This window comes from Pseudomonas sp. P1_F7, assembly GCF_056405655.1.
The window spans coordinates 59,020-78,065 of record NZ_JBFUBR010000006.1; the positions used below are offsets into that span (position 1 = coordinate 59,020).

At 61.8% G+C, this 19,046-nt stretch carries 20 protein-coding genes and 1 riboswitch; of the genes, 4 read left to right on the plus strand and 16 right to left on the minus strand.

All coding sequences use genetic code 11. The features are described 5' to 3' along the window. Positions 1-175: 175 nt before the first annotated feature. The 10 genes from AC1D1M_RS11310 to cobO form a co-directional block, all read right to left on the minus strand. Positions 176-907, minus strand: a complete 732-nt coding sequence (locus AC1D1M_RS11310) for an adenosylcobinamide-GDP ribazoletransferase (protein ID WP_477775695.1) — start codon at positions 905-907, stop codon at positions 176-178. 2 nt (positions 908-909) lie between these two features. Beyond that, positions 910-1,485, minus strand: coding sequence for an alpha-ribazole phosphatase family protein (cobC, locus tag AC1D1M_RS11315; protein WP_477775696.1), 576 nt, complete (start codon positions 1,483-1,485; stop codon positions 910-912). Then, positions 1,482-2,537: a nicotinate-nucleotide--dimethylbenzimidazole phosphoribosyltransferase gene (gene cobT / locus AC1D1M_RS11320; protein WP_477775697.1), complete on the minus strand. Its 1,056-nt coding sequence runs from the start codon at positions 2,535-2,537 to the stop codon at positions 1,482-1,484. The genes cobC and cobT overlap by 4 nt, the downstream gene beginning before the upstream one ends. After that, complete coding sequence (gene cobU / locus AC1D1M_RS11325) at positions 2,534-3,055, minus strand: bifunctional adenosylcobinamide kinase/adenosylcobinamide-phosphate guanylyltransferase (protein ID WP_477775698.1); 522 nt, start codon at positions 3,053-3,055, stop codon at positions 2,534-2,536. Before cobU ends, cobT begins: the two co-directional genes overlap by 4 nt. Positions 3,056-3,217: 162 nt before the next feature. Further along, on the minus strand, positions 3,218-4,669 hold the full coding sequence (locus AC1D1M_RS11330) for a cobyric acid synthase (RefSeq protein ID WP_477775699.1): 1,452 nt from the start codon (positions 4,667-4,669) through the stop codon (positions 3,218-3,220). Continuing rightward, on the minus strand, positions 4,666-5,658 hold the full coding sequence (gene cobD, locus AC1D1M_RS11335) for a threonine-phosphate decarboxylase CobD (protein WP_477775700.1): 993 nt from the start codon (positions 5,656-5,658) through the stop codon (positions 4,666-4,668). Before cobD ends, AC1D1M_RS11330 begins: the two co-directional genes overlap by 4 nt. Beyond that, on the minus strand, positions 5,651-6,559 hold the full coding sequence (cbiB, locus tag AC1D1M_RS11340) for an adenosylcobinamide-phosphate synthase CbiB (protein WP_477775701.1): 909 nt from the start codon (positions 6,557-6,559) through the stop codon (positions 5,651-5,653). Before cbiB ends, cobD begins: the two co-directional genes overlap by 8 nt. Then, positions 6,556-7,206 carry a 5,6-dimethylbenzimidazole synthase gene (gene bluB / locus AC1D1M_RS11345; RefSeq protein ID WP_477775702.1) on the minus strand — a complete coding sequence of 217 codons (651 nt, stop codon included), beginning with the start codon at positions 7,204-7,206 and terminating at the stop codon, positions 6,556-6,558. Before bluB ends, cbiB begins: the two co-directional genes overlap by 4 nt. Beyond that, positions 7,203-8,540: a cobyrinate a,c-diamide synthase gene (locus AC1D1M_RS11350; protein ID WP_477775703.1), complete on the minus strand. Its 1,338-nt coding sequence runs from the start codon at positions 8,538-8,540 to the stop codon at positions 7,203-7,205. Before AC1D1M_RS11350 ends, bluB begins: the two co-directional genes overlap by 4 nt. Then, the gene (cobO, locus tag AC1D1M_RS11355) at positions 8,537-9,148 is read right to left on the minus strand and encodes a cob(I)yrinic acid a,c-diamide adenosyltransferase (protein WP_008049722.1); all 612 of its coding nucleotides are present in this window, start codon (positions 9,146-9,148) and stop codon (positions 8,537-8,539) included. The genes AC1D1M_RS11350 and cobO overlap by 4 nt, the downstream gene beginning before the upstream one ends. A gap of 82 nt (positions 9,149-9,230) precedes the next feature. Next, a riboswitch (cobalamin riboswitch) is annotated at positions 9,231-9,463 on the minus strand. A 153-nt stretch (positions 9,464-9,616) separates the two neighbouring features. Between cobO and AC1D1M_RS11360 the strand changes: the two genes are divergently transcribed. Together AC1D1M_RS11360 and AC1D1M_RS11365 are read left to right on the plus strand one after the other, a co-directional pair. Continuing rightward, positions 9,617-10,201, plus strand: a complete 585-nt coding sequence (locus AC1D1M_RS11360) for a hypothetical protein (protein ID WP_477775704.1) — start codon at positions 9,617-9,619, stop codon at positions 10,199-10,201. A gap of 66 nt (positions 10,202-10,267) precedes the next feature. Beyond that, positions 10,268-11,581: a PQQ-dependent sugar dehydrogenase gene (locus AC1D1M_RS11365; RefSeq protein ID WP_477775705.1), complete on the plus strand. Its 1,314-nt coding sequence runs from the start codon at positions 10,268-10,270 to the stop codon at positions 11,579-11,581. Positions 11,582-11,611: 30 nt separating this feature from the next. Here the strand turns inward: AC1D1M_RS11365 and AC1D1M_RS11370 are convergent, their stop codons facing one another. The 6 genes from AC1D1M_RS11370 to AC1D1M_RS11395 all read right to left on the minus strand — a co-directional run bounded on the left by AC1D1M_RS11370 (position 11,612) and on the right by AC1D1M_RS11395 (position 16,948). Further along, entirely contained in the window at positions 11,612-12,274 is a 663-nt protein-coding gene (locus AC1D1M_RS11370) for a class I SAM-dependent methyltransferase (RefSeq protein WP_477775706.1), read from the minus strand. Positions 12,275-12,292: 18 nt separating this feature from the next. Beyond that, positions 12,293-12,829, minus strand: a complete 537-nt coding sequence (locus AC1D1M_RS11375) for a C40 family peptidase (protein WP_223447824.1) — start codon at positions 12,827-12,829, stop codon at positions 12,293-12,295. 165 nt (positions 12,830-12,994) lie between these two features. Continuing rightward, a complete protein-coding gene (locus AC1D1M_RS11380) occupies positions 12,995-13,627 on the minus strand; it encodes a C40 family peptidase (RefSeq protein WP_477775707.1) in 633 nt (210 codons plus the stop codon). Positions 13,628-13,850: 223 nt separating this feature from the next. Continuing rightward, entirely contained in the window at positions 13,851-14,555 is a 705-nt protein-coding gene (hda, locus tag AC1D1M_RS11385) for a DnaA regulatory inactivator Hda (RefSeq protein WP_007984552.1), read from the minus strand. A gap of 230 nt (positions 14,556-14,785) precedes the next feature. After that, entirely contained in the window at positions 14,786-15,859 is a 1,074-nt protein-coding gene (locus tag AC1D1M_RS11390) for an AI-2E family transporter (RefSeq protein WP_477775708.1), read from the minus strand. 36 nt (positions 15,860-15,895) lie between these two features. Further along, positions 15,896-16,948, minus strand: coding sequence for a DUF2066 domain-containing protein (locus tag AC1D1M_RS11395; RefSeq protein ID WP_477775709.1), 1,053 nt, complete (start codon positions 16,946-16,948; stop codon positions 15,896-15,898). A gap of 386 nt (positions 16,949-17,334) precedes the next feature. Here AC1D1M_RS11395 and purM point away from each other — a divergent pair, with 386 nt between their 5' ends. Both purM and purN read left to right on the plus strand, forming a co-directional pair. Continuing rightward, entirely contained in the window at positions 17,335-18,393 is a 1,059-nt protein-coding gene (purM, locus tag AC1D1M_RS11400; protein WP_477775710.1) for a phosphoribosylformylglycinamidine cyclo-ligase, read from the plus strand. Beyond that, entirely contained in the window at positions 18,393-19,043 is a 651-nt protein-coding gene (gene purN / locus AC1D1M_RS11405; protein WP_477775711.1) for a phosphoribosylglycinamide formyltransferase, read from the plus strand. The genes purM and purN overlap by 1 nt, the downstream gene beginning before the upstream one ends. The last annotated feature ends 3 nt before the right edge of the window (positions 19,044-19,046 follow it).

Here is a 19,046-nt window from a genome sequence, read left to right on the forward strand (position 1 = left end):
TACCCGCGAGTCGGTTAAATCAAGTTACATGGGTTTTGTTCTGTGACTGGGCGGCGCTTGGTAAATCGCCATCGTCGGAACGCCGCCCGGAGCAAGCTCGCTCCCACAGTTGATCGCGTTCCAATGTGGGAGCGAGCTTGCTCGCGATGAGGCCGGAAAAATCAATGCAACCCAATCAGGCCAGCGCCAAGCCTACCAGCACTGCAACTTCCAGCAACTCCAGCATTGCCCCTGCCGTATCGCCCGTCGTTCCACCGAGCCGCCGCAGCATCACCTGCCGCAACCAGGCAAATCCAAGAGCGGCCAGCAGCACCGCCAACACACCACTCAAACCGGCGATCAACACACAGGCCAGCGCGCTGACTGCCAACACCTGCTTGCCCGCCGAACGCGGAAGGTGATCGGCCAGCGCCTGGCCCAGGCCACCGGCGCGCACATAGGGCGTGGTCAGGAACAAGCCAAGCAACGCGCTACGACCTATCAACGGCACGATAATCAAAGCAAGCGAATGTTGCTGCTCGATCAACGCCAGCAGCGCGGTGAACTTAAGCAACAACACCAGCACCAGCGTCACCACGGCGATCGGCCCGCTGCGCGGATCTTTCATGATGGTCAGCGTGCGCTCACGGTCGCCAAAACCACCAAGCCAGGCATCAGCGCTGTCCGCCAGGCCATCCAGATGCAAGCCGCCGCTGAGCAGCACCCAAAGGCTCAGCAACAGCGCCGCATGCAACAAGGTCGGCGTGCCGAGCAACAGCCAGTTGACTGCCCACAGAATCGCGCCAAACAGCAATCCCACCAGCGGATAAAACAGCAGCGACCGCCCCAGTTCCCGGGGCTCAGGCATACCGGGCAGGCGAATCGGCAGGCTGCTGAGAAATTGCAGGGCGATCCAGAATGGCAGCATGGTCAGAGCACTTCCTTCAACAAGCCCGCAGGATCCACCGTCAGCGAAAACAGCGCGCCGTGCCCGACCTCAACGTTGAGCAGTTGCTCCCGCGGCAGCCCGCGCGCTTGTGCCAGCAACAAACGCATCACACCGCCATGGCTGATCAGCAAAATGCGCTCACCGGCAAAGCTCGCATGCAAACGCTCTACTGCTGCCAGCACCCGTGCCGAAAAGTCAGCCACCGGCTCGCCCTGAGGCGGTGTAAACGAATAAGGATCGGCCCAGAACAAACCCAGCGCCTGCGCGTCAGTTTCCATCAACGCCGCCGCGCTCTGCCCTTCCCAGGTGCCGAAATGCAACTCTTGCAGGTCTTTTTCCAATTGCACCGGCACACCCGATTGCGCACCGAGTTCCTCGGCAAACCGCGCACAACGCTGCAACGGTGAACTGACCAGCCGATCCCACGGCCCTTGCCCGACCACGGCGGCGCGCATCTGCGCCCAGCCCAAATCGGTCAACGCGTCATCGATACTGCCGCGCAACCCACCGCCGAATTCGGTTTCACCGTGACGCAACAGGTCCAGGCGCAAGGTCATACCGGGCGATCTGCCACGGCGGCTTCGGCGAAGGTCGCCATCTGCCCGTGCAGGTCGCAAGCCAGACGCAGCAGCGGCACAGCCAATGCCGCGCCACTGCCTTCGCCAAGCCGCAGACCAAGATCGAGCAACGGTTGCGCATTCAGGGTTTCCAGCACATGACGGTGCCCCGGCTCGGCGCCTCGATGCCCGAACAACAGCCATTCACGACATTCAGGATTCAAGCGCACCGCGACCAGCGCTGCGACGCTGCAAATGAAGCCGTCCACCAACACCGCGACACCCTCCTGGGCACAGGCGAGATAGGCACCGACCAGCGCAGCAATCTCAAAACCGCCGAGGTTGAACAGGGTCTGCAAGGCATCGCCACGCTGCGCGCCATGCAATGCCAGGGCGCGCTCGATCACTTGGGCTTTGTGGCTGACACCTTCGGCGTTGAGCCCGGTGCCAGGCCCGGTCAAATGCACCACCGGGCAATCGAGCAGCGCGCACGCCAGGGCGCTGGCAGCGGTGGTGTTGCCGATGCCCATTTCGCCACCGATAAACAACTGCGCACCGCTGGCAATTGCCCGCTGCACGCTGTCACGACCGGCCTGCAAGGCGAGTTGCCCCTGGGCCTCGGTCATGGCCGGGCCCTGTACAAAATTCGCCGTGCCCGGGCCGACATTCAGGTGCCGTACACTCGGCAGGTTCAGCGACGGCGTCACCGTGCCAAGGTCCACCACCTCAAGGGAAGCGCCCAGTTGCCGCGCCAATACGCTGATCGCTGCACCACCGCTGACGAAGTTGTGCAGCATCTGCCCGGTGACTTCCTGGGGAAACGCCGACACGCCCTCGGCGACCACGCCATGGTCACCGGCAAAAATCGCGATCCACACCTGCTCCAGACTCGGCTTGACCCGCCCCTGCAATCCCGCCAGTTGCACCGCCACCGCTTCCAGCTGACCGAGGGAGCCGGCCGGTTTGGTCAGTTGCTGTTGCCGCGCCTGCGCCTGTTCGACCGCTTGGGTATCGACCGGCTTGCAGGGGTTCAGCCACCAGGATTGAGTCATAACGCAGTTCCTTTCAGAGTCAGGGGCAGGCCGGCGACGGTCAGGACAACGCGCTGACAACGCTCAGCCAGAGCTTGATGCAGCCAACCGGCTTCATCGACATAGCGGCGAGTCAATTCGCCCAGCGGCACGACACCCATTCCGGTCTCGTTGCTGACAAAAATGATTTCACCCGGCAGTGACGCCAGGCAGTCCAGCAGGGCATCACGCTCGGTTTGCAAGCGCTCGGCATCGTCGAGCATCAGCAGATTGGTCAGCCACAGGGTCAGGCAATCCACCAGCAGGCAACGGTCGACACGGGCGGTTTCACGCAGCACCCGGGCCAGCTGCACAGGCTCTTCGATCAATGCCCATTCGGCAGGACGACGGGCGCGGTGATGGGCCACCCGTTCGCTCATTTCTCCATCCAGTGGCTGGCTGGTGGCGATGTAGGTCACGGCCAGGGCGCTGTCGATGGCGAGTTTTTCAGCCAGGCGACTCTTGCCGGAGCGGGCGCCGCCGAGGATCAGTTGGAGCATTGCTTATTCCTTAAAATCTTCGGGGAGGCGACGGCCCTCATCGCGAGCAAGCTCGCTCCCACAATTGATCCAGGCTGAACATAAATTTTGAATACACCTCGTAACCTGTGGGAGCGAGCTTGCTCCGGGCGGCGTTCCGACGATGGGGCCGCAACAGCCACCTCAGAACCCACAGAGCTGACGCAGTAGAGAAGTATCCAAATGCTTCTCCACCAGATCCGCCAGCCGCTCGATATCACGCTCGCGCAAGGCGTGGTAATCCACAGTCTGCACATCCTGTAATCCGGCCCAGCGCAACAGCGCACTGCACGCCGCTGGTGATTCGAACAGCCCGTGCAAATAGGTGCCGAAAATCTGCCCGTCAACACTCTGCGCACCATCACAGCGGCCGTCATCCAGTTGCACGGCGGCATTTTCCAGCGCCGGTCCGGTGGTCACGCCGGCATGAATTTCATAACCCGCCACCGGCGCATCTTCCAGCGCCAGGCGACCACGCACATTGCGCAACTGCTTCTCTTGTTCGAGCAGAGTCTGGAACGCCAGCAGCCCCAAACCGGCACTGGAACCCGGCGCCCCTTCAAGGCCCAGCGGGTCATGCACCTGCTCACCGAGCATCTGCAGGCCGCCACAAATCCCCAGCAGTTTCCCGCCGTAACGCAGATGCCGGGCGATGGCGGTTTCCCAGCCGCTGGCCCGCAGGTACGCGAGGTCGCTGCGCACACTTTTCGAGCCAGGAAGAATGATCAGGTCGGCAGGCGGAATCGCCTGGCCGGGGCCGATGAATTGCAGGTCCACTTGCGGATGCAGGCGCAGCGGATCGAAATCGGTGTGATTGCTGATGCGCGGCAGCACCGGCACCAGCACTCTCAGCACTTGCTCAGCCTTGTCGGTCTGACGCTGATCGATGCCGTCCTCGGCCTCCAGGTGCAGGTCCATCACGTACGGCAGCACGCCGATCACCGGTTTGCCGGTGCGCTCTTCGAGCCAGTCGAGACCGGGTTGCAGCAACGCGATGTCGCCACGAAAACGATTGATGACGAAGCCTTTCACCCGTGCCTGCTCGCTCGGCGACAGCAGTTCGAGGGTGCCCACCAGATGGGCAAATACTCCGCCGCGATTGATATCGGCGATCAGCACCACCGGGCAATCCACCGCTTCGGCGAAGCCCATATTGGCGATGTCGCCGGCGCGCAGATTGATTTCCGCCGGCGAGCCTGCGCCTTCGACCATCACCAGCGGGTACGCCGCGCTCAAGCGCTCGTGGGAGGCCAGCACTGCTTGCATGGCGATGGTTTTGTAGTCGTGATAGGCGACGGCATTCATGGTGGTGACGGCGCGGCCATGGATGATCACCTGGGCACCGGTGTCACTGTTGGGCTTGAGCAACACCGGATTCATGTCGGTGTGCGGTTCAAGGTGCGCGGCCTGCGCCTGTACCGCTTGGGCACGGCCAATCTCGCCGCCGTCGGCGGTCACCGCACTGTTGAGTGCCATGTTCTGCGGCTTGAACGGCACCACCCTGACGCCCTGGCGCGTGGCCCAACGGCACAACGCAGTCACCAGCGTGCTTTTACCGGCATCCGATGTGGTGCCCTGCACCATCAGCGTGGTCATTGGTTTTCCTTGGCGAAATCGTCGAACGCCTGCGCCAGTCGTACCCAGGCGATTTCGTCACCGGGCAAGCCGAATCGCAGGCTGCTGTTGTGCGTGAACAACCGCAGGAGAATGCCGCACCGGGCCATGAACTCATGCAGTTCTTCGGCGCGCTCGGTGATCAGCCACTGGAACAGCGCACAGCCGCCCTGGGGCTCGAAGCCGTGTTGCTCCAGCAACGACGCCAGGCGCTCGCTGGCTTCTTCGGCGCGCACCCGCTGCCGCGTCTGCCCCGCTGTATCGCGCAGGCAGGCCTGGCCCACTACCCGGGTTGCCCCGCTCACAGCCCACGGCCCCACTTGTTCAGCGAGCAACTTGAGCAACTTGCGCTCGGCCAGCACAAAACCCAGGCGCACACCGGCCAGGCCAAAAAACTTGCCGAAGGAGCGCAAGACGATCAACCCGACTTGATGGGCAAACGGCGCCAGGCTCAGTTGCGGGGTGTTATCCATGAACGCTTCGTCCACCACCAGCCAGCCACCGCGCTGGGCCAGTCGCGCGTGCCAGTCGAGCAGGCGACTGGGCGTCAGGCTCAGGCCTGTGGGGTTATTCGGATTGACCACCACCAGCACGTCGAAACTGTCGATAAAGAAGTCGACTTCCTGCTCCAGCACTTCACGCACGATGTAGCCGTTGCGACGCCATGCTTCGGCGTGCTCGGCATAACACGGCGACAGCACGCCGACCTTGCCCGCCCGACGCAATCGCGGCAGCAGTTGAATCGCCATTTGCGAGCCGGCCACCGGCAATGCCTGCAAGGCGCCGTAGTAATCACAGGCGGCTTGCTCCAGACCGTCGTCCGCCTCCGGCAAACGGGCCCAGGCCCGCAGCGGAATATCCGGCACCGGGAACGGCCAGGGCGCGAGGCCCGTGGACAGATCCAGCCAGTCAGCTTCATCTATGCCGTATTCGAGCGCGGCCTTACGCAATCGCCCACCGTGCTCAAGCATAAAATTCGGCCCCCAGGCAGAGAATCAGCAGCCATAACCATACCCCGCGCTGGACCAGTTGCCAGCCCCGGTCAATGGAGTCGGCATCCGCCGACACACCTTCGCCCAACTGCGGACGCTGATGCAGTTCGCCGTGATAAATCGCCGCCCCGCCCAATTCGACGCCAAGGGCACCCGCCCCTGCCGCCATCACCGGGCCGGCGTTCGGGCTGTCCCAGGTCGGGCCCTGGGTACGCCAGCATTTCAACGCCAGCCGGGTTTTGCCCAGCAGCGCGTAAGTCAGTGCCACCAGGCGCGCAGGAATGTAATTGAGCACATCGTCGACCTTCGCTGCCGCCCAGCCGAACCGTTCGAAGCGCTCATTGCGATAGCCCCACATCGCATCCAGCGTATTGCTCAGGCGGTAGAGCACCACGCCCGGCGCGCCCGCCACGGCAAACCAGAACAACGCCGCGAATACCGCATCGCTGCCGTTTTCCAGTACCGACTCGGTAGCGGCGCGGGCGACTTCGGTTTTATCCAGATCACTGGTTTTACGGCTGACCAGATAACTCACGCGTTTACGTGCTTCATCAAGATCATCGCTGCGCAAGGCCTTGGCCACAGGCGTGACGTGCTCACCGAGGCTGCGCATGCCGAGGGCGCAATAGAGCGCGAGAATCTCGACGATCCAGCCGACATAAGGCGCCCAGGAGAATGCCGTGATCAACAGCACCAGCGGCAACACGGCGATCACCCACGCGGTGACGCCATGGCTGCGCCAGCCGCGACCACCGCCGTTGAATCGTTGCTCGATGCGTTCGGCAAAACGGCCGAACGCCACCAGCGGATGCCAGCGTTTGGGTTCACCCAGCAGCGCATCCAGCGCAACCGCGGCGACACTCAACAACGCCACACTCATTGACTCACTCCCCAATAATTTTCATACAGCAATTCATGTAGCGGACGCGCCTGCGCCCAGCCTTCGAGCACCAGCATCGGCGCCGGGTAGAACTCCTTGACCGGCCCCAGGCACAACACCGCCAGAGGTTTGGCTCCCGGTGGCAGCCTCAACAGGTCCGCCAGTGCCTGGGGTTCGAACAGCGACACCCAGCCCATGCCCAGCCCTTCGGCGCGGGACGCCAGCCACAGGTTCTGGATGGCACAGGACAATGAGGCCATGTCCATTTCCGGTATGGTGCGGCGGCCGAAAATATGCTGCTCGCGGTCGTCCATCAGTGCGGCGACCAGTACCTCGGCGCAATCGCTGATGCCTTCCACCTTGAGCTTCATGAATTCATCGCTACGCTCGCCGAGGGCTTCGGCGGTGCGGACGCGTTCTTCTTCCACCAGGGCCTGGATTTGCCCACGCAAGGCGCGAACACTGATGCGGATGAAGCGCCAAGGCTGCATCAGGCCGACACTCGGTGCCTGATGTGCGGCCTCGAGCAGGCGCCGCAGCAATTCGGGCTCGACGGTGCCGCCACTGAAGTGGCGCATGTCGCGGCGTTCGGCGATGGCGCGATAGACCGCTGCGCGTTCGGCTTCGGAGAATGCGTTGTCCGTCATGGCCGCTTCGCGAGCAGGCTCGCTCCCACAGGGTTTTGGTCCGGCGCAAACAACGCGGCAATCGCCGAGGGGTTCGACGGAAAATAAAAGTGCACATACGAGGCGGTCATTCGCCCTTCACGGTAAACCGCCTCCGCTCCGCGCCCGCCATTCGGGCTCACGCCTCGGGCAATCGGCGCCAGTTCAGTGGTGGTCAGCGAATGGTGATAGGTGTGCCCGCGCAGCGAACCTTCCGGCAGTTCCACCGCTTGCAATGCCAGCGCTGCCAGACGCTTTTGCATGACCGCATCCCCGGCCAGCAAGCCAACCAGTTCGGCGCGAGTGCCCTCGACATCGGTCAGGGAATCGAGCAGATACAGCATGCCGCCACACTCGGCGAGCAACGGTTTGCCTGCCCGGTGGTGGGCGCGGATCGCGTCGAGCATCGCGGTGTTTTGCGCCAGCGCGACATGGTGCAGCTCCGGGTAACCACCCGGCAGATACAGGCTGTCGGCCTCCGGCAACGCACGGTCGCGGATCGGCGAGAAGAACGACAACTCGGCGCCCATCGCCCGCAGCAAATCCAGGCTCGCACCGTAGGTGAACGCAAAAGCTTCATCGCGGGCGACGGCAATGCGCACACCGGCCAGCAGCGGTTCGGCTGCGATGACATCAGGGGCGGCGAACTCGACCGCCGGAGGCAGCGCGACCTCGCAACTGCTGGCCAGGGCATCGGCTGCCGCATCGAGACGCAGGTCGAGATCGTTCAACTCACTGGCCTGTACCAGCCCCAGGTGCCGGCTCGGCAATTCGATCCCGGTTTCCCGGGACAGCGCGCCGTACCAGCGCAAACCTTCAGTCAGGCTGCCTTCGAGCAGTTGCGCGTGGCGCAGCGTGCCGACACGATTGGCCAGTACGCCGGCGAACGGCAAGTCCGGCTGATAACGCGCCAGCCCCAGGGCCAATGCGCCGAAGGTCTGGGCCATGGCGGTGCCATCGATCACACCCAGCACCGGCACACCGAAATGCCGCGCCAGATCGGCGCTCGACGGCGTACCGTCGAACAACCCCATGACGCCTTCGATCAGGATCAGGTCGGCTTCAGCGGCGGCTTCCCACAGCAACCGGCGACTCTCCTGCTCACCGACCATCCACATGTCCAGCTGATACACCGGCGCACCGCTGGCGCGTTCGAGGATCATCGGATCGAGAAAGTCGGGGCCGCACTTGAACACACGGACCTTGCGCCCCTGATTGCGATGCAATCGGGCCAGCGCCGCGGTGACGGTGGTCTTGCCCTGGCCGGAAGCCGGCGCGGCAATCAGTACCGCCGGACAGTGCCGAGGCTGACTCACAATTCGACGCCTTTCTGCGCTTTGATCCCGGCCTGAAAGGCGTGTTTGATCACGCCCATTTCGGTGACGGTGTCAGCCATCTCGATCATTTCCGGCTTCGCGGCACGACCGGTGACCACCACGTGTTGCATCGGTGGCCGGGCCTGCAAGTCGCTGAGCACCTGATCGAGATCGAGGTAGCCGTGCTTGAGGGCGATGTTCAGCTCATCCAGTACCACCAGACCGATGGACGGATCGCGCAACAATTCCCGCGACACCGCCCAGGCGGCTTCGGCGGCGGCGATGTCGCGCTGGCGGTCCTGGGTTTCCCAGGTAAAGCCTTCGCCCATCACATGAAAACGCACCTGCTCGGGAAAGCGCCGGAAGAACAGCTCTTCGCCCGTGCTGTTGCGGCCCTTGATGAACTGCACCACGCCGCACTGCATGCCGTGCCCCATGGCGCGGGCGAGCATGCCGAAGGCCGAACTGCTCTTGCCCTTGCCATTGCCGGTCAGCACCAGCAGCAGGCCACACTCGTTCGGGGAATTGGCGATGCGCTCGTCGATCACGGCTTTTTTGCGCTGCATGCGCGCCAGGTGGCGTTCGTCACGATCGGGGGTATCAGTCATGGGGGAGCTCTCCGTTGAGGCAGGAATAACGGCGGGCAGGCACAAGAATAGAAGGCAAAAAGCCTGGCATCGCCCACCGTGATGCCGCTGGATGAATCAGGCCGGTCTCCGGGCTCATGAGTGGCGCAGGGCCAGACTGTGCGCCTTCCCGCATCGATTCGACACAGTGGCATCACACACAGTTTTCACTCATTTACCGTTGCGGGGGCAGCGCCGGAATTGCGGGCCTCCGACCAACAGAAGGACTCACTCACCGGCTTCCCTGTTTCACTCTGTCGACACAAGCCACAGAGCACCTGAAACAAGCCGCGAAGGTTAGAGGGTTGGGGGTGGAGCGTCAATTAAAGCCGGGAGGCCATCGACCGAATAACTGCCATCAATCAATAAACTGACGTCAATCTTGTGCCACGCTCCCAGCAATGATATCAAAGAGCCACAACCTCACAACACAACAACAAGGATGAGCCCATGCAAGGCATGATCATCAGCAATCCAAAGCTGGAATTCCTGCGCCCGGTGCTCGAGCGCTGGTTCGAATGCATCGACCGTTACAACGCCGTCCGCGGTGATGGCGACACACCGTACTGGCACGACGAAAAGGCCAATATCGGACTGCTGTCTGCCGCCGCCTGGATGGCCGAGATGGTCACGCTGCAACAGACGCCAACCCGCAAACAGACCGAAGAGGGGGAACGCAACAGTCGCGCCGACCTGTTCCTCGCCTCGCCCGAAACCCGCGCCTACATCCAGACCAGCCAGCGCTGGCCACGGGTCAACAGCCTCAACCTGACCCAGGCCCTGCTCGATATCGCCAGCGACGCGAAGCGCGTGAGCCATGCCAGCGACCTGAAAATCGGCTGCCTGTTCGTCGCCCCGCAAAAAGCCCAGCACGGCGCCACGCCGGAGGAACTCCAGGACATGGTCGACGACCTGCAAAAGGAACACACCTGCGCGGTCGCCTGGTATTTCCCCTACGCCTATCGCAAGTTGCGCAACGAAGCCGGCAACTATCACCCTGGTATTGCGGTGCTGTTCAAGGAAGCACGTGGCTGAGGGTTGAACCATCGGACGACAACCCTTCTCTATGATTAGAACAAGGCATTTATAGGGAAGACCAGCATGCGCACTCCCCCGCTCGTTCTCGTTATCGCGCTCTGCGGAGGGCTCGCCGCTTGTGGCGAGACCTCCCGCCTGCAAGTCTCCGACGGCACCGGCCCGTCACCTCAGCTACCAGAACCGAACAAGACACTGGTTCCGACCGTGAACATCGCCCCGGCCATCGGCTGGCCGCAGGGTGCGAAACCCGTCGCCGCCACGGGCACTCAAGTGGCCGCTTTTGCCGAAGACCTGGATCACCCGCGCTGGCTTTATGTGCTGCCCAATGGCGACGTACTGGTGGCGGAAACCGCCGCGCCACCCAAACCCGAAGACGGTAAAGGCATTCGCGGCTGGGTGATGAAGAAAGTCATGGGCCGTGCCGGAGCCAGGGTGCCCAGCGCCAACCGCATCACCTTGCTGCGCGACAAGGACCACGACGGCGTCGCGGAAACCCGCACGGTGTTTCTGCAAAACCTCAATTCGCCCTTCGGCATGACCCTGGTCGGCAATGACCTGTATGTGGCCGATACTGATCGCCTGCTGCGCTTCCACTATGAAAGTGGCGATACACAGATCAAGTCACCGCCAGTGAAAGTGGTCGACCTGCCGGGCGGCCCGCTGAACCACCACTGGACCAAAAACGTCATCGCCAGCAAGGACGGCAGCAAGCTCTACGTCTCCGTGGGTTCCAACAGCAACGTCGCCGAAAACGGCATGGACAAGGAAGAAGGTCGCGCGGCGATCTGGGAAGTGGATCGCGCCACCGGCCAACAGCGGATCTTCGCCTCCGGCCTGCGCAACCCCAACGGCATGGCCTGGGAACCGCACAGTGGCGCGCTGTGGACCGCGGTCAACGAACGGGATGAAATCGGCAGTGACCTGGTACCGGACTACATCACTTCGGTGAAGGACGGCGCATTCTATGGCTGGCCGTACAGTTACTTCGGCCAGCATGTCGATATTCGCGTCGAGCCGCAAAACCCGAACCTGGTGGCCAAGGCTATCGCCCCGGACTACGCCGTCGGCCCGCACACGGCATCACTGGGCCTGACCTTCGCCGAAAACAGCAAGCTGCCGCCGCCCTTCACCCAAGGGGCATTCATCGGGCAGCACGGCTCATGGAACCGCAACCCCCACAGTGGCTACAAAGTGATTTTCGTACCGTTCAGCGCAGGCAAACCTGTCGGAAAGCCCGTTGAAGTGCTCACAGGTTTTCTCAACGACAAGGAACAAGCCATGGGCCGCCCGGTGGGCGTGGTGATCGACCGGCAGGGTGACTTGTTGGTGGCCGATGATGTGGGGAACAAGGTGTGGCGGGTTTCGGCAGTAAAATAAACTCTAACTGCCAACATATTCCCACAGGGTTCAGCGTTTGCGACAGAGTGTGAGCCCATCACCCAACGGCAACAACGACAGATCCACCCGCACATCGTCCTTCAACGCCAGGTTGAGTGCCTGGATCGCCCGGGTGTCTGCGCTCTCGGGACTGGTCTCAAGCACGCGCCCGCTCCACAAGGTGTTATCGAACACCGCCAGCCCACCGACCCGCAGCAATCCCAGGGCGTGTTCCAGATAAGCCGGGTAGTTGGCCTTGTCGGCATCGATGAACACCAGGTCGAACTGCTCGCCCTGCCCTTGTCGCTCAAGCTCGGCGAGGGTTTCCAGTGCCGGAGCCAGTCGCAGGTCAATCCGCCCGGCGAGCCCCGCTTCCTGCCAGTACCGCCGCGCGATGGCGTTGTAGTCGCCGGGGATATCACAGCAAATCAGCGAACCGTCCGCCGGTAATGCCGACGCCATGCAGAGGGCGCTGTAACCGGTGAAAGTGCCGACTTCGAGCAAGCGCCTGGCCCCGGTCAGTTTCACCAGCAAAGTGAGAAACTGCCCCTGTTCCGGCGCCACCTGCCAACGCGCCATCGGCAGCGCCTGGGTCTCATCGCGCAAGCGCTTGAGCAATGGCGTTTCACGCAGAGAAACATCGAGCAGGTATTGGTACAGGGCGTCGTCAAGATTAAGCGTGCGAGCAGTCATGACCAGCAGCTCCGGAAGTTACGGATTGCGCGCCAAATGTTCAGGCTGCAGAACACGTTTTGCGCTCAGATAAGCCTTTTGCCAATAGGCCTTGGACAAGCTGTCGAGCTTCACGGTGCCGCCGGTGGCCGGCGCGTGGACGAAGCGCCCTTCTCCCACGTAGATGCCGGCATGACTGACCTGGGAGCCGCCATTGGTGGCGAAGAAAATCAGGTCACCGGTTTGCAGACCTTCCTTGCCCACATTCGCCGCTTGCATGGAGATCATCTCGCGAGTGGTGCGCGGCAAGGCAATGCCGGCGACATCGCGGTACACGTAAGCGATCAAACCGCTGCAATCAAACCCGGAATCCGGCGTGTTGCCACCCCAGCGATAAGGTGTACCCACCAGGCCAAGCGCGCGAAACAGCACGTCTTCAGCCTCGGGCGAAAAAGCTTGTGAGGAGCCAAATACGATGGGAGCGCGAACCACCGGCGCTGGTGGCGGTGTGCGGCTGGCGCAGGCACTGAGCAGCGCTGCGAAGAACATGATTGCGAGGCGGGCCGACGTCGTCATAAGCAGAGCATCCTGATCTGGCTGCGGCTTTTTCTGCGGGGAGCGCAGAAAAGAAAACCGCCTGCGTGGGACGCAGGCGGTTTGCCATCATTCGTAGATCAAGATTTTAGCGGCTACGCGACAAACTTCAAGTAAGACTTTAAGTTCGCCTTACAAATTGTCCGCTTACTTACGTGCCGTGACGATTGGCGACGCGTTAGGTGCCATCGCCAGGGCGCGCTTGGCTTCGATGAAGGTCTTGTTCCAGTAGCTGTCACCCAGGCTATCGATCCGCACACCACCGCTACGGCGGCTGCTGGAGTGAATGAACTGGTTGTCACCCAGGTAGATCCCGGCGTGACTGACACGACCGCGACGGCCGTTGGTTGCGAAGAACAGCAGGTCGCCAGGCTCAAGCTTGCTGCGCGAGACCAGCGGAGCGTCCACGTTGATCATTTCGCGGGTGGAGCGTGGCAGGTTCATGCCCGCTTCTTCGCGGAACAGGTAACCGATGAAACCACTGCAATCGAAGCCGGCTTCAGAAGTACCGCCGAAACGGTAACGGGTACCGATCAGGGACATGCCACGTTCGAGGATGCTGTCGGCCAGGACCGGAAGCTGGTAGGACTTGCCGCCAGCGAAGTCTGCGAGTTCTTTTTCGGTAGCCAGCTCTTCCTGAAAGAGAGCGGAAGACTGGGCAGTAACGGAGTTTTGAATCTGTTGTTGCGAGGCTTGCTGGGACACCGGGGTGTGGGCAGCGCAACCGAACAACAGGGTAACGAGTGCGAGAGGCACGAGGGGTGCGAAGCGATTTAGCATGGGCACGACCGTGGCTGAAAGTTGTAAAGAAGCCGAGACTATGCCCGCTATCTTCCTCATTTGCAAATTCAATCGATCTTTTTGTGACTTATCCGTTTCTCGTTTACATCTAAGCGCTTAAGCCCATTTTAAACATACACGCAGCCTGCAACCGTGCAGGAAAGCGGGCTTTCTGACGCATGAAGTATGCCGAATCCCACTAAAAGCCCCGGTTTCAGCTGGCTTACCAGCCGAGGGTTTCTTTCAAAAACGGGATTGTCAGCTTTCGCTGAGCCTGGAGGGAGGCCTGATCGAGACGCTCGAGCAGCTCGAACAGCGCACTCATGCTGCGGGTACCGCGAGTCAAAATAAAATGCCCGACTTCGTCGGTCAGGTGTAGCCCGCGACGGGATGCGCGCAATTGCAGGGCGCGCAATTTGTCCTCATCGGACAGCGGGCGCATCTGAAAGATCAAGGCCAGGGTCAGGCGGGATTTGAGATCCGCCAGCTTCACCGGCAACTCACGAGGGGATGTCGACGCGGCAATCAGTAACCGACGGCCGCTGTCGCGCAAGCGATTGAACAGATGGAACAGCGCCTCTTCCCAGTCCGCTCGCCCGGCAACCACTTGCAAATCATCCAGGCAGACCAGTTCGTACTGTTCCAGGTTGTCGAGGATTTCAATGCCGCGATCGAGCAGTTCGGCCAACGGCAGGTACACCGCCGGCTCGCCCAATTGCTCAAAGCGTAGGCAGGCGGCCTGCAACAGGTGCGTACGCCCTACCCCGTCCTTGCCCCAAAGGTAGATCAGGCTTTCGGTCCAGCCGGCGTCGGCTTCGCACAGCCGCTCGACATAGCCGAGTGCAGCGGCATTGGCGCCTGGGTAGTAGTTGATAAAGGTGGCGTCGTCACGCAGACGCACACCTAGGGGCAGCTGAATCGGTTTCATGCTGACTGAACAGTTCCAAAGGAACCGTTAGTGGCCTCTATGTAAAGTTTGCGAAGTTTATACCCGTGAGCCGGGCCGCACAATGCGACAGACCACAAGCAAAATCAAAGGTTTGCGTTAATGCACCGGATTTGTGACAGTTTCTTTGGCGGTGCATGTGACAGTTGCGCGATGCAAGCCGGTCGACCCGGCACGAACCCGGGCAACCCGCCATCACCCATCGACGCCCCTTAACACTCAGGCTCGTCGACGCTCCCGTAGATTTCAGAATCCTTATACAAATCATGCACATGGCGCACCAGCACCATGATCACCGCCGCGACCGGCAATGCCAGTAGCACACCGGTAAAGCCAAACAGCTCACCACCGGCCAGAATCGAGAAAATCACCGCCACCGGGTGCAGGCCAATCCGGTCACCGACCAGCAACGGCGTCAGCACCATACCCTCCAGCGCCTGGCCGACCATGAACACCGCGACAATGCCGAGCATCGGGTAAAGATCACCACCGAACTGGAACAGCCCCGCAAGCAGCGCCGCGCCAATGCCGATGATAAACCCCATGTATGGCACGATCGCTGCCAAACCGGCAATCAGGCCAATCAGCAAGCCCAATTCCAACCCGACGAGCATCAGGCCTGCCGCGTAGATCACACCCAAGGCCACCATTACCAGCAACTGTCCGCGCACGAACGCTCCGAGCACTTCATGGCATTCACCTGCCAGCGATACCGCGCGCGCTTCACGATCACGGGGCAGAAGGCCCCGGACCTTGGCCATCATCAGATCCCAATCCCGCAACAGGTAGAAGCTCACCACCGGAATCAGCACCAGATTCGCCAGCCAGCCGATCAACGCCAGCCCCGAGGCCGTGGCATGACTCAGCACCACGCCGACAACATCAGTTGTCTGACTCATATGTTCGCTGATGGCGGCCTTTAGCTTGTCGAACTTCCAGAAACCTTCCGACAGGCCGAACTTCGACTGCGCCCAAGGCAACGCCGTGTGCTGTAGCCAGTCGAGCATCTGCGGCGCCAGCTCATACAGACGAAACAACTGCCTGGCGAGCAGCGGTACCAATACCAACAGCAGCGCGGTGAAGATCAATGTAAACAGGGTAAACACCGCCACGACACCCCAGGTTCGAGACAGACCCGCTCTCTCCAGTCGATCCACCAGCGGGTCAAACAGGTAGGCCAACAGCAGTGCCACCAGGAACGGCGTCAGGATCGGATGCAACAACCAGACAAACGCACAAAGCAGGACCACCCCACCGAGCCAGAACCAACGCCGCGTATCGGCCATGAACCACTCCATTGCTTCTATATAGAGAAAGAAAAACTACCAGCGAAAACGCAGTTGCGGTGTCGGGGCCAGTGCTGGGGCAGGCACCGTACCACCAGCGGCAGGCTGAACCGGCACGGCCGGAGCCGGCGCTTGCCCCGTCGGCGTTTCCTGCAACCGCGCCAGCGACAGTTGTGCACGCAGTTGTTCGGCGCTGCCATTGACTCGATAGAGAATCCGGTCGCCGTCAACACTTTGCACACGCCCGCCAAACGGCTCCAGCAAACGCCCGAGTGACGCGTAGTGCTCAAGATTCATGCCTTGCACTTCCAGCAATTGCTCGCTCGACGCACCGGGTTTGGCGACAAACCGTGGCGCCAGGCGCTCGTTGACCGCCAGCATCACCGCATCGGCCACGGCGGCCTGATCGGCGCCCTGCACACTGCCGGCCTCTTTTTTATCCCCCAGCCACAATTGCCACTTGGCTTGCCACTGCCCGCCCTCTTCCTTGGCGTGTACCGCGAGCAGGGCGTCGGCGTTGTAGCGCTCCGATGCCGCAAGCAAAGGCGCGGGATCTGCGCCCTCCAGATTCGGCGCGGTCGCGACGATCTGCTCATTCAAATCCGCCAACGGCAAGCGCAACGGCAAGCCACGGTGCTGGGCAGCCCGACGCAACGGTGCCGCGCTGGCCTGGCCGTCGCCCACCAGGCTTGAACCTTCGGTGGAATCATTCAACCACCAGCCGAGGACCGACGGCCGATTGGCCCCCCACATGGCCAGGCCGGCACGACGCAGGGCCTGCTCGGTGGTGCCCGGATCGAAATCGACTTTCAGGACTTCCGGCGGCCCGGCCTCAAAGCCGTATTGGCTGATGATCTGTTGCGGGTCTTTGCGAATTGCCGCCAGCCCCGGACTTTGAGCGGCCTTGGGGTCGCCGGTCAGACGCAACACCAAGGTGTCCAACGCACGTTGAGTCGCCTGATCGCGCTCCTCGGCCGACTGGCCATTCACCGGCTCGCGCACCTGGTAAAGGCCTTTGACGGTTTCGGCATGACTGACCAGACTGACCACTGATAAACAACTCACAAGCAAGAATTTACAAAAACGCATGGAAGATTCCTGACGACAAGAGCGGCTGGAACAGACCGCATGAAGACGATCGAGCAAGGCTGTGACCATTGCCCGACGCAAAACATTCACACGTCCCGGGTAAGTTTTCGCACTGTCATAACGATAGACGGTTAATCGCGATACCTTATACAGCCATGCAGGATGCCACCGACACCGCGCATTACCGGTTTTTTTTGAGCAGATATGGCCCTGCTGTCGGCCTGAGGATGGCCGCTGCGGCTCAAGCCTGATAAAATCGCGCGCCTTCGCAGACCGGCAACAGCCGGGTAGTGTCCGAATAGCGCGCATGGTTCTCGCCTACGCAGTTTCGGCGCTCCCGACGGACTCGGTCGTTACCCAGAAATCCCCCCCTAAAGGCCTGGATCATGAGCAAGCAACCCTCCCTGAGCTACAAGGACGCCGGTGTAGACATCGACGCCGGTGAAGCATTGGTCGAACGCATCAAGAGCGTCGCCAAGCGCACTGCGCGCCCGGAAGTCATGGGCGGCCTGGGCGGTTTCGGCGCCCTCTGCGAAATCCCGGCCGGCTACAAGCAGCCTGTGCTGGTTTCCGGTACTGACGGCGTCGGCACCAAGCTGCGCCTGGCACTGAACCTGAACAAGCACGACAGCATCGGCATCGACCTGGTTGCCATGTGCGTCAACGACCTGGTGGTGTGCGGCGCCGAGCCGCTGTTCTTCCTCGACTACTATGCCACCGGCAAACTGAACGTCGACACCGCTGCCCAGGTTGTGACCGGCATCGGCGCTGGCTGCGAATTGTCGGGTTGCTCGCTGGTTGGCGGCGAAACCGCTGAAATGCCGGGCATGTACGAAGGCGAAGACTACGACCTGGCCGGTTTCTGCGTCGGCGTCGTGGAAAAATCCGAAATCATCGACGGCTCCAAAGTCGCTGCCGGCGATGCCCTGCTCGCCCTGCCGTCTTCCGGCCCGCACTCCAACGGCTACTCGCTGATCCGCAAGATCATCGAAGTGTCCGGCGCCGACATCGAGAACACCCAGCTCGACGGCAAGCCGCTGACCGACCTGCTGATGGCCCCGACCCGTATCTACGTGAAGCCGCTGCTCAAGCTGATCAAGGAAACCGGCGCAGTCAAAGCCATGGCCCACATCACCGGTGGCGGCCTGCTGGACAACATCCCGCGCGTACTGCCAAAAGGCGCGCAAGCCGTGGTTGACGTGGCCAGCTGGAACCGTCCTGCAGTGTTCGACTGGCTGCAAGAGAAAGGCAACGTTGACGAGAACGAAATGCACCGCGTGCTGAACTGCGGCGTGGGCATGGTCATCTGCGTGGCTCAGGAGCACGTTGAAGCGGCCCTGAACGTTCTGCGCGAAGCGGGCGAGCAGCCTTGGGTCATCGGCCAGATCTCCACCGCTGTCGAAGGCGCGGCTCAGGTTGAACTGAAGAACCTCAAGGCTCACTGATGCCTAAGACCTGTGATGTCGTGGTGCTGTTGTCCGGCACCGGCAGTAACTTGCAGGCCCTGATCGATAGCACGCGGACCGGCGACAGCCCGGCCCGCATCGCTGCGGTGATTTCCAACCGCGCCGACGCCTACGGCCTGCAACGTGCCAGGGACGCGGGTATCGACACCCGCACCCTGGATCACAAGGCTTTCGAAGGTCGCGAGGCCTTCGACGCCGCGCTGATCGAACTGATCGACGCCTTCAATCCCGAACTCGTGGTACTGGCCGGATTCATGCGCATTCTCAGCGCTGGCTTCGTACGCCACTATCAGGGTCGCCTGCTCAATATCCATCCGTCGTTGCTACCCAAATACAAAGGGTTACACACTCATCAGCGCGCACTGGAGGCCAGCGACACCGAGCATGGCTGTTCCGTGCACTTCGTCACCGAGGAACTCGATGGCGGACCACTGGTCGTACAGGCTGTAATACCGGTAGAGTTACAGGATTCGCCGCAGAGTCTGGCGCAGCGAGTCCATGTTCAGGAACACCTGATCTACCCGATGGCCGTACGCTGGTTTGCCGAAGGTCGTCTGGCCCTCAGCGAGCAAGGTGCTTTACTGGATGGACAGTTACTCGCGGCCAGCGGCCACTTGATTCGAAACTAGGAG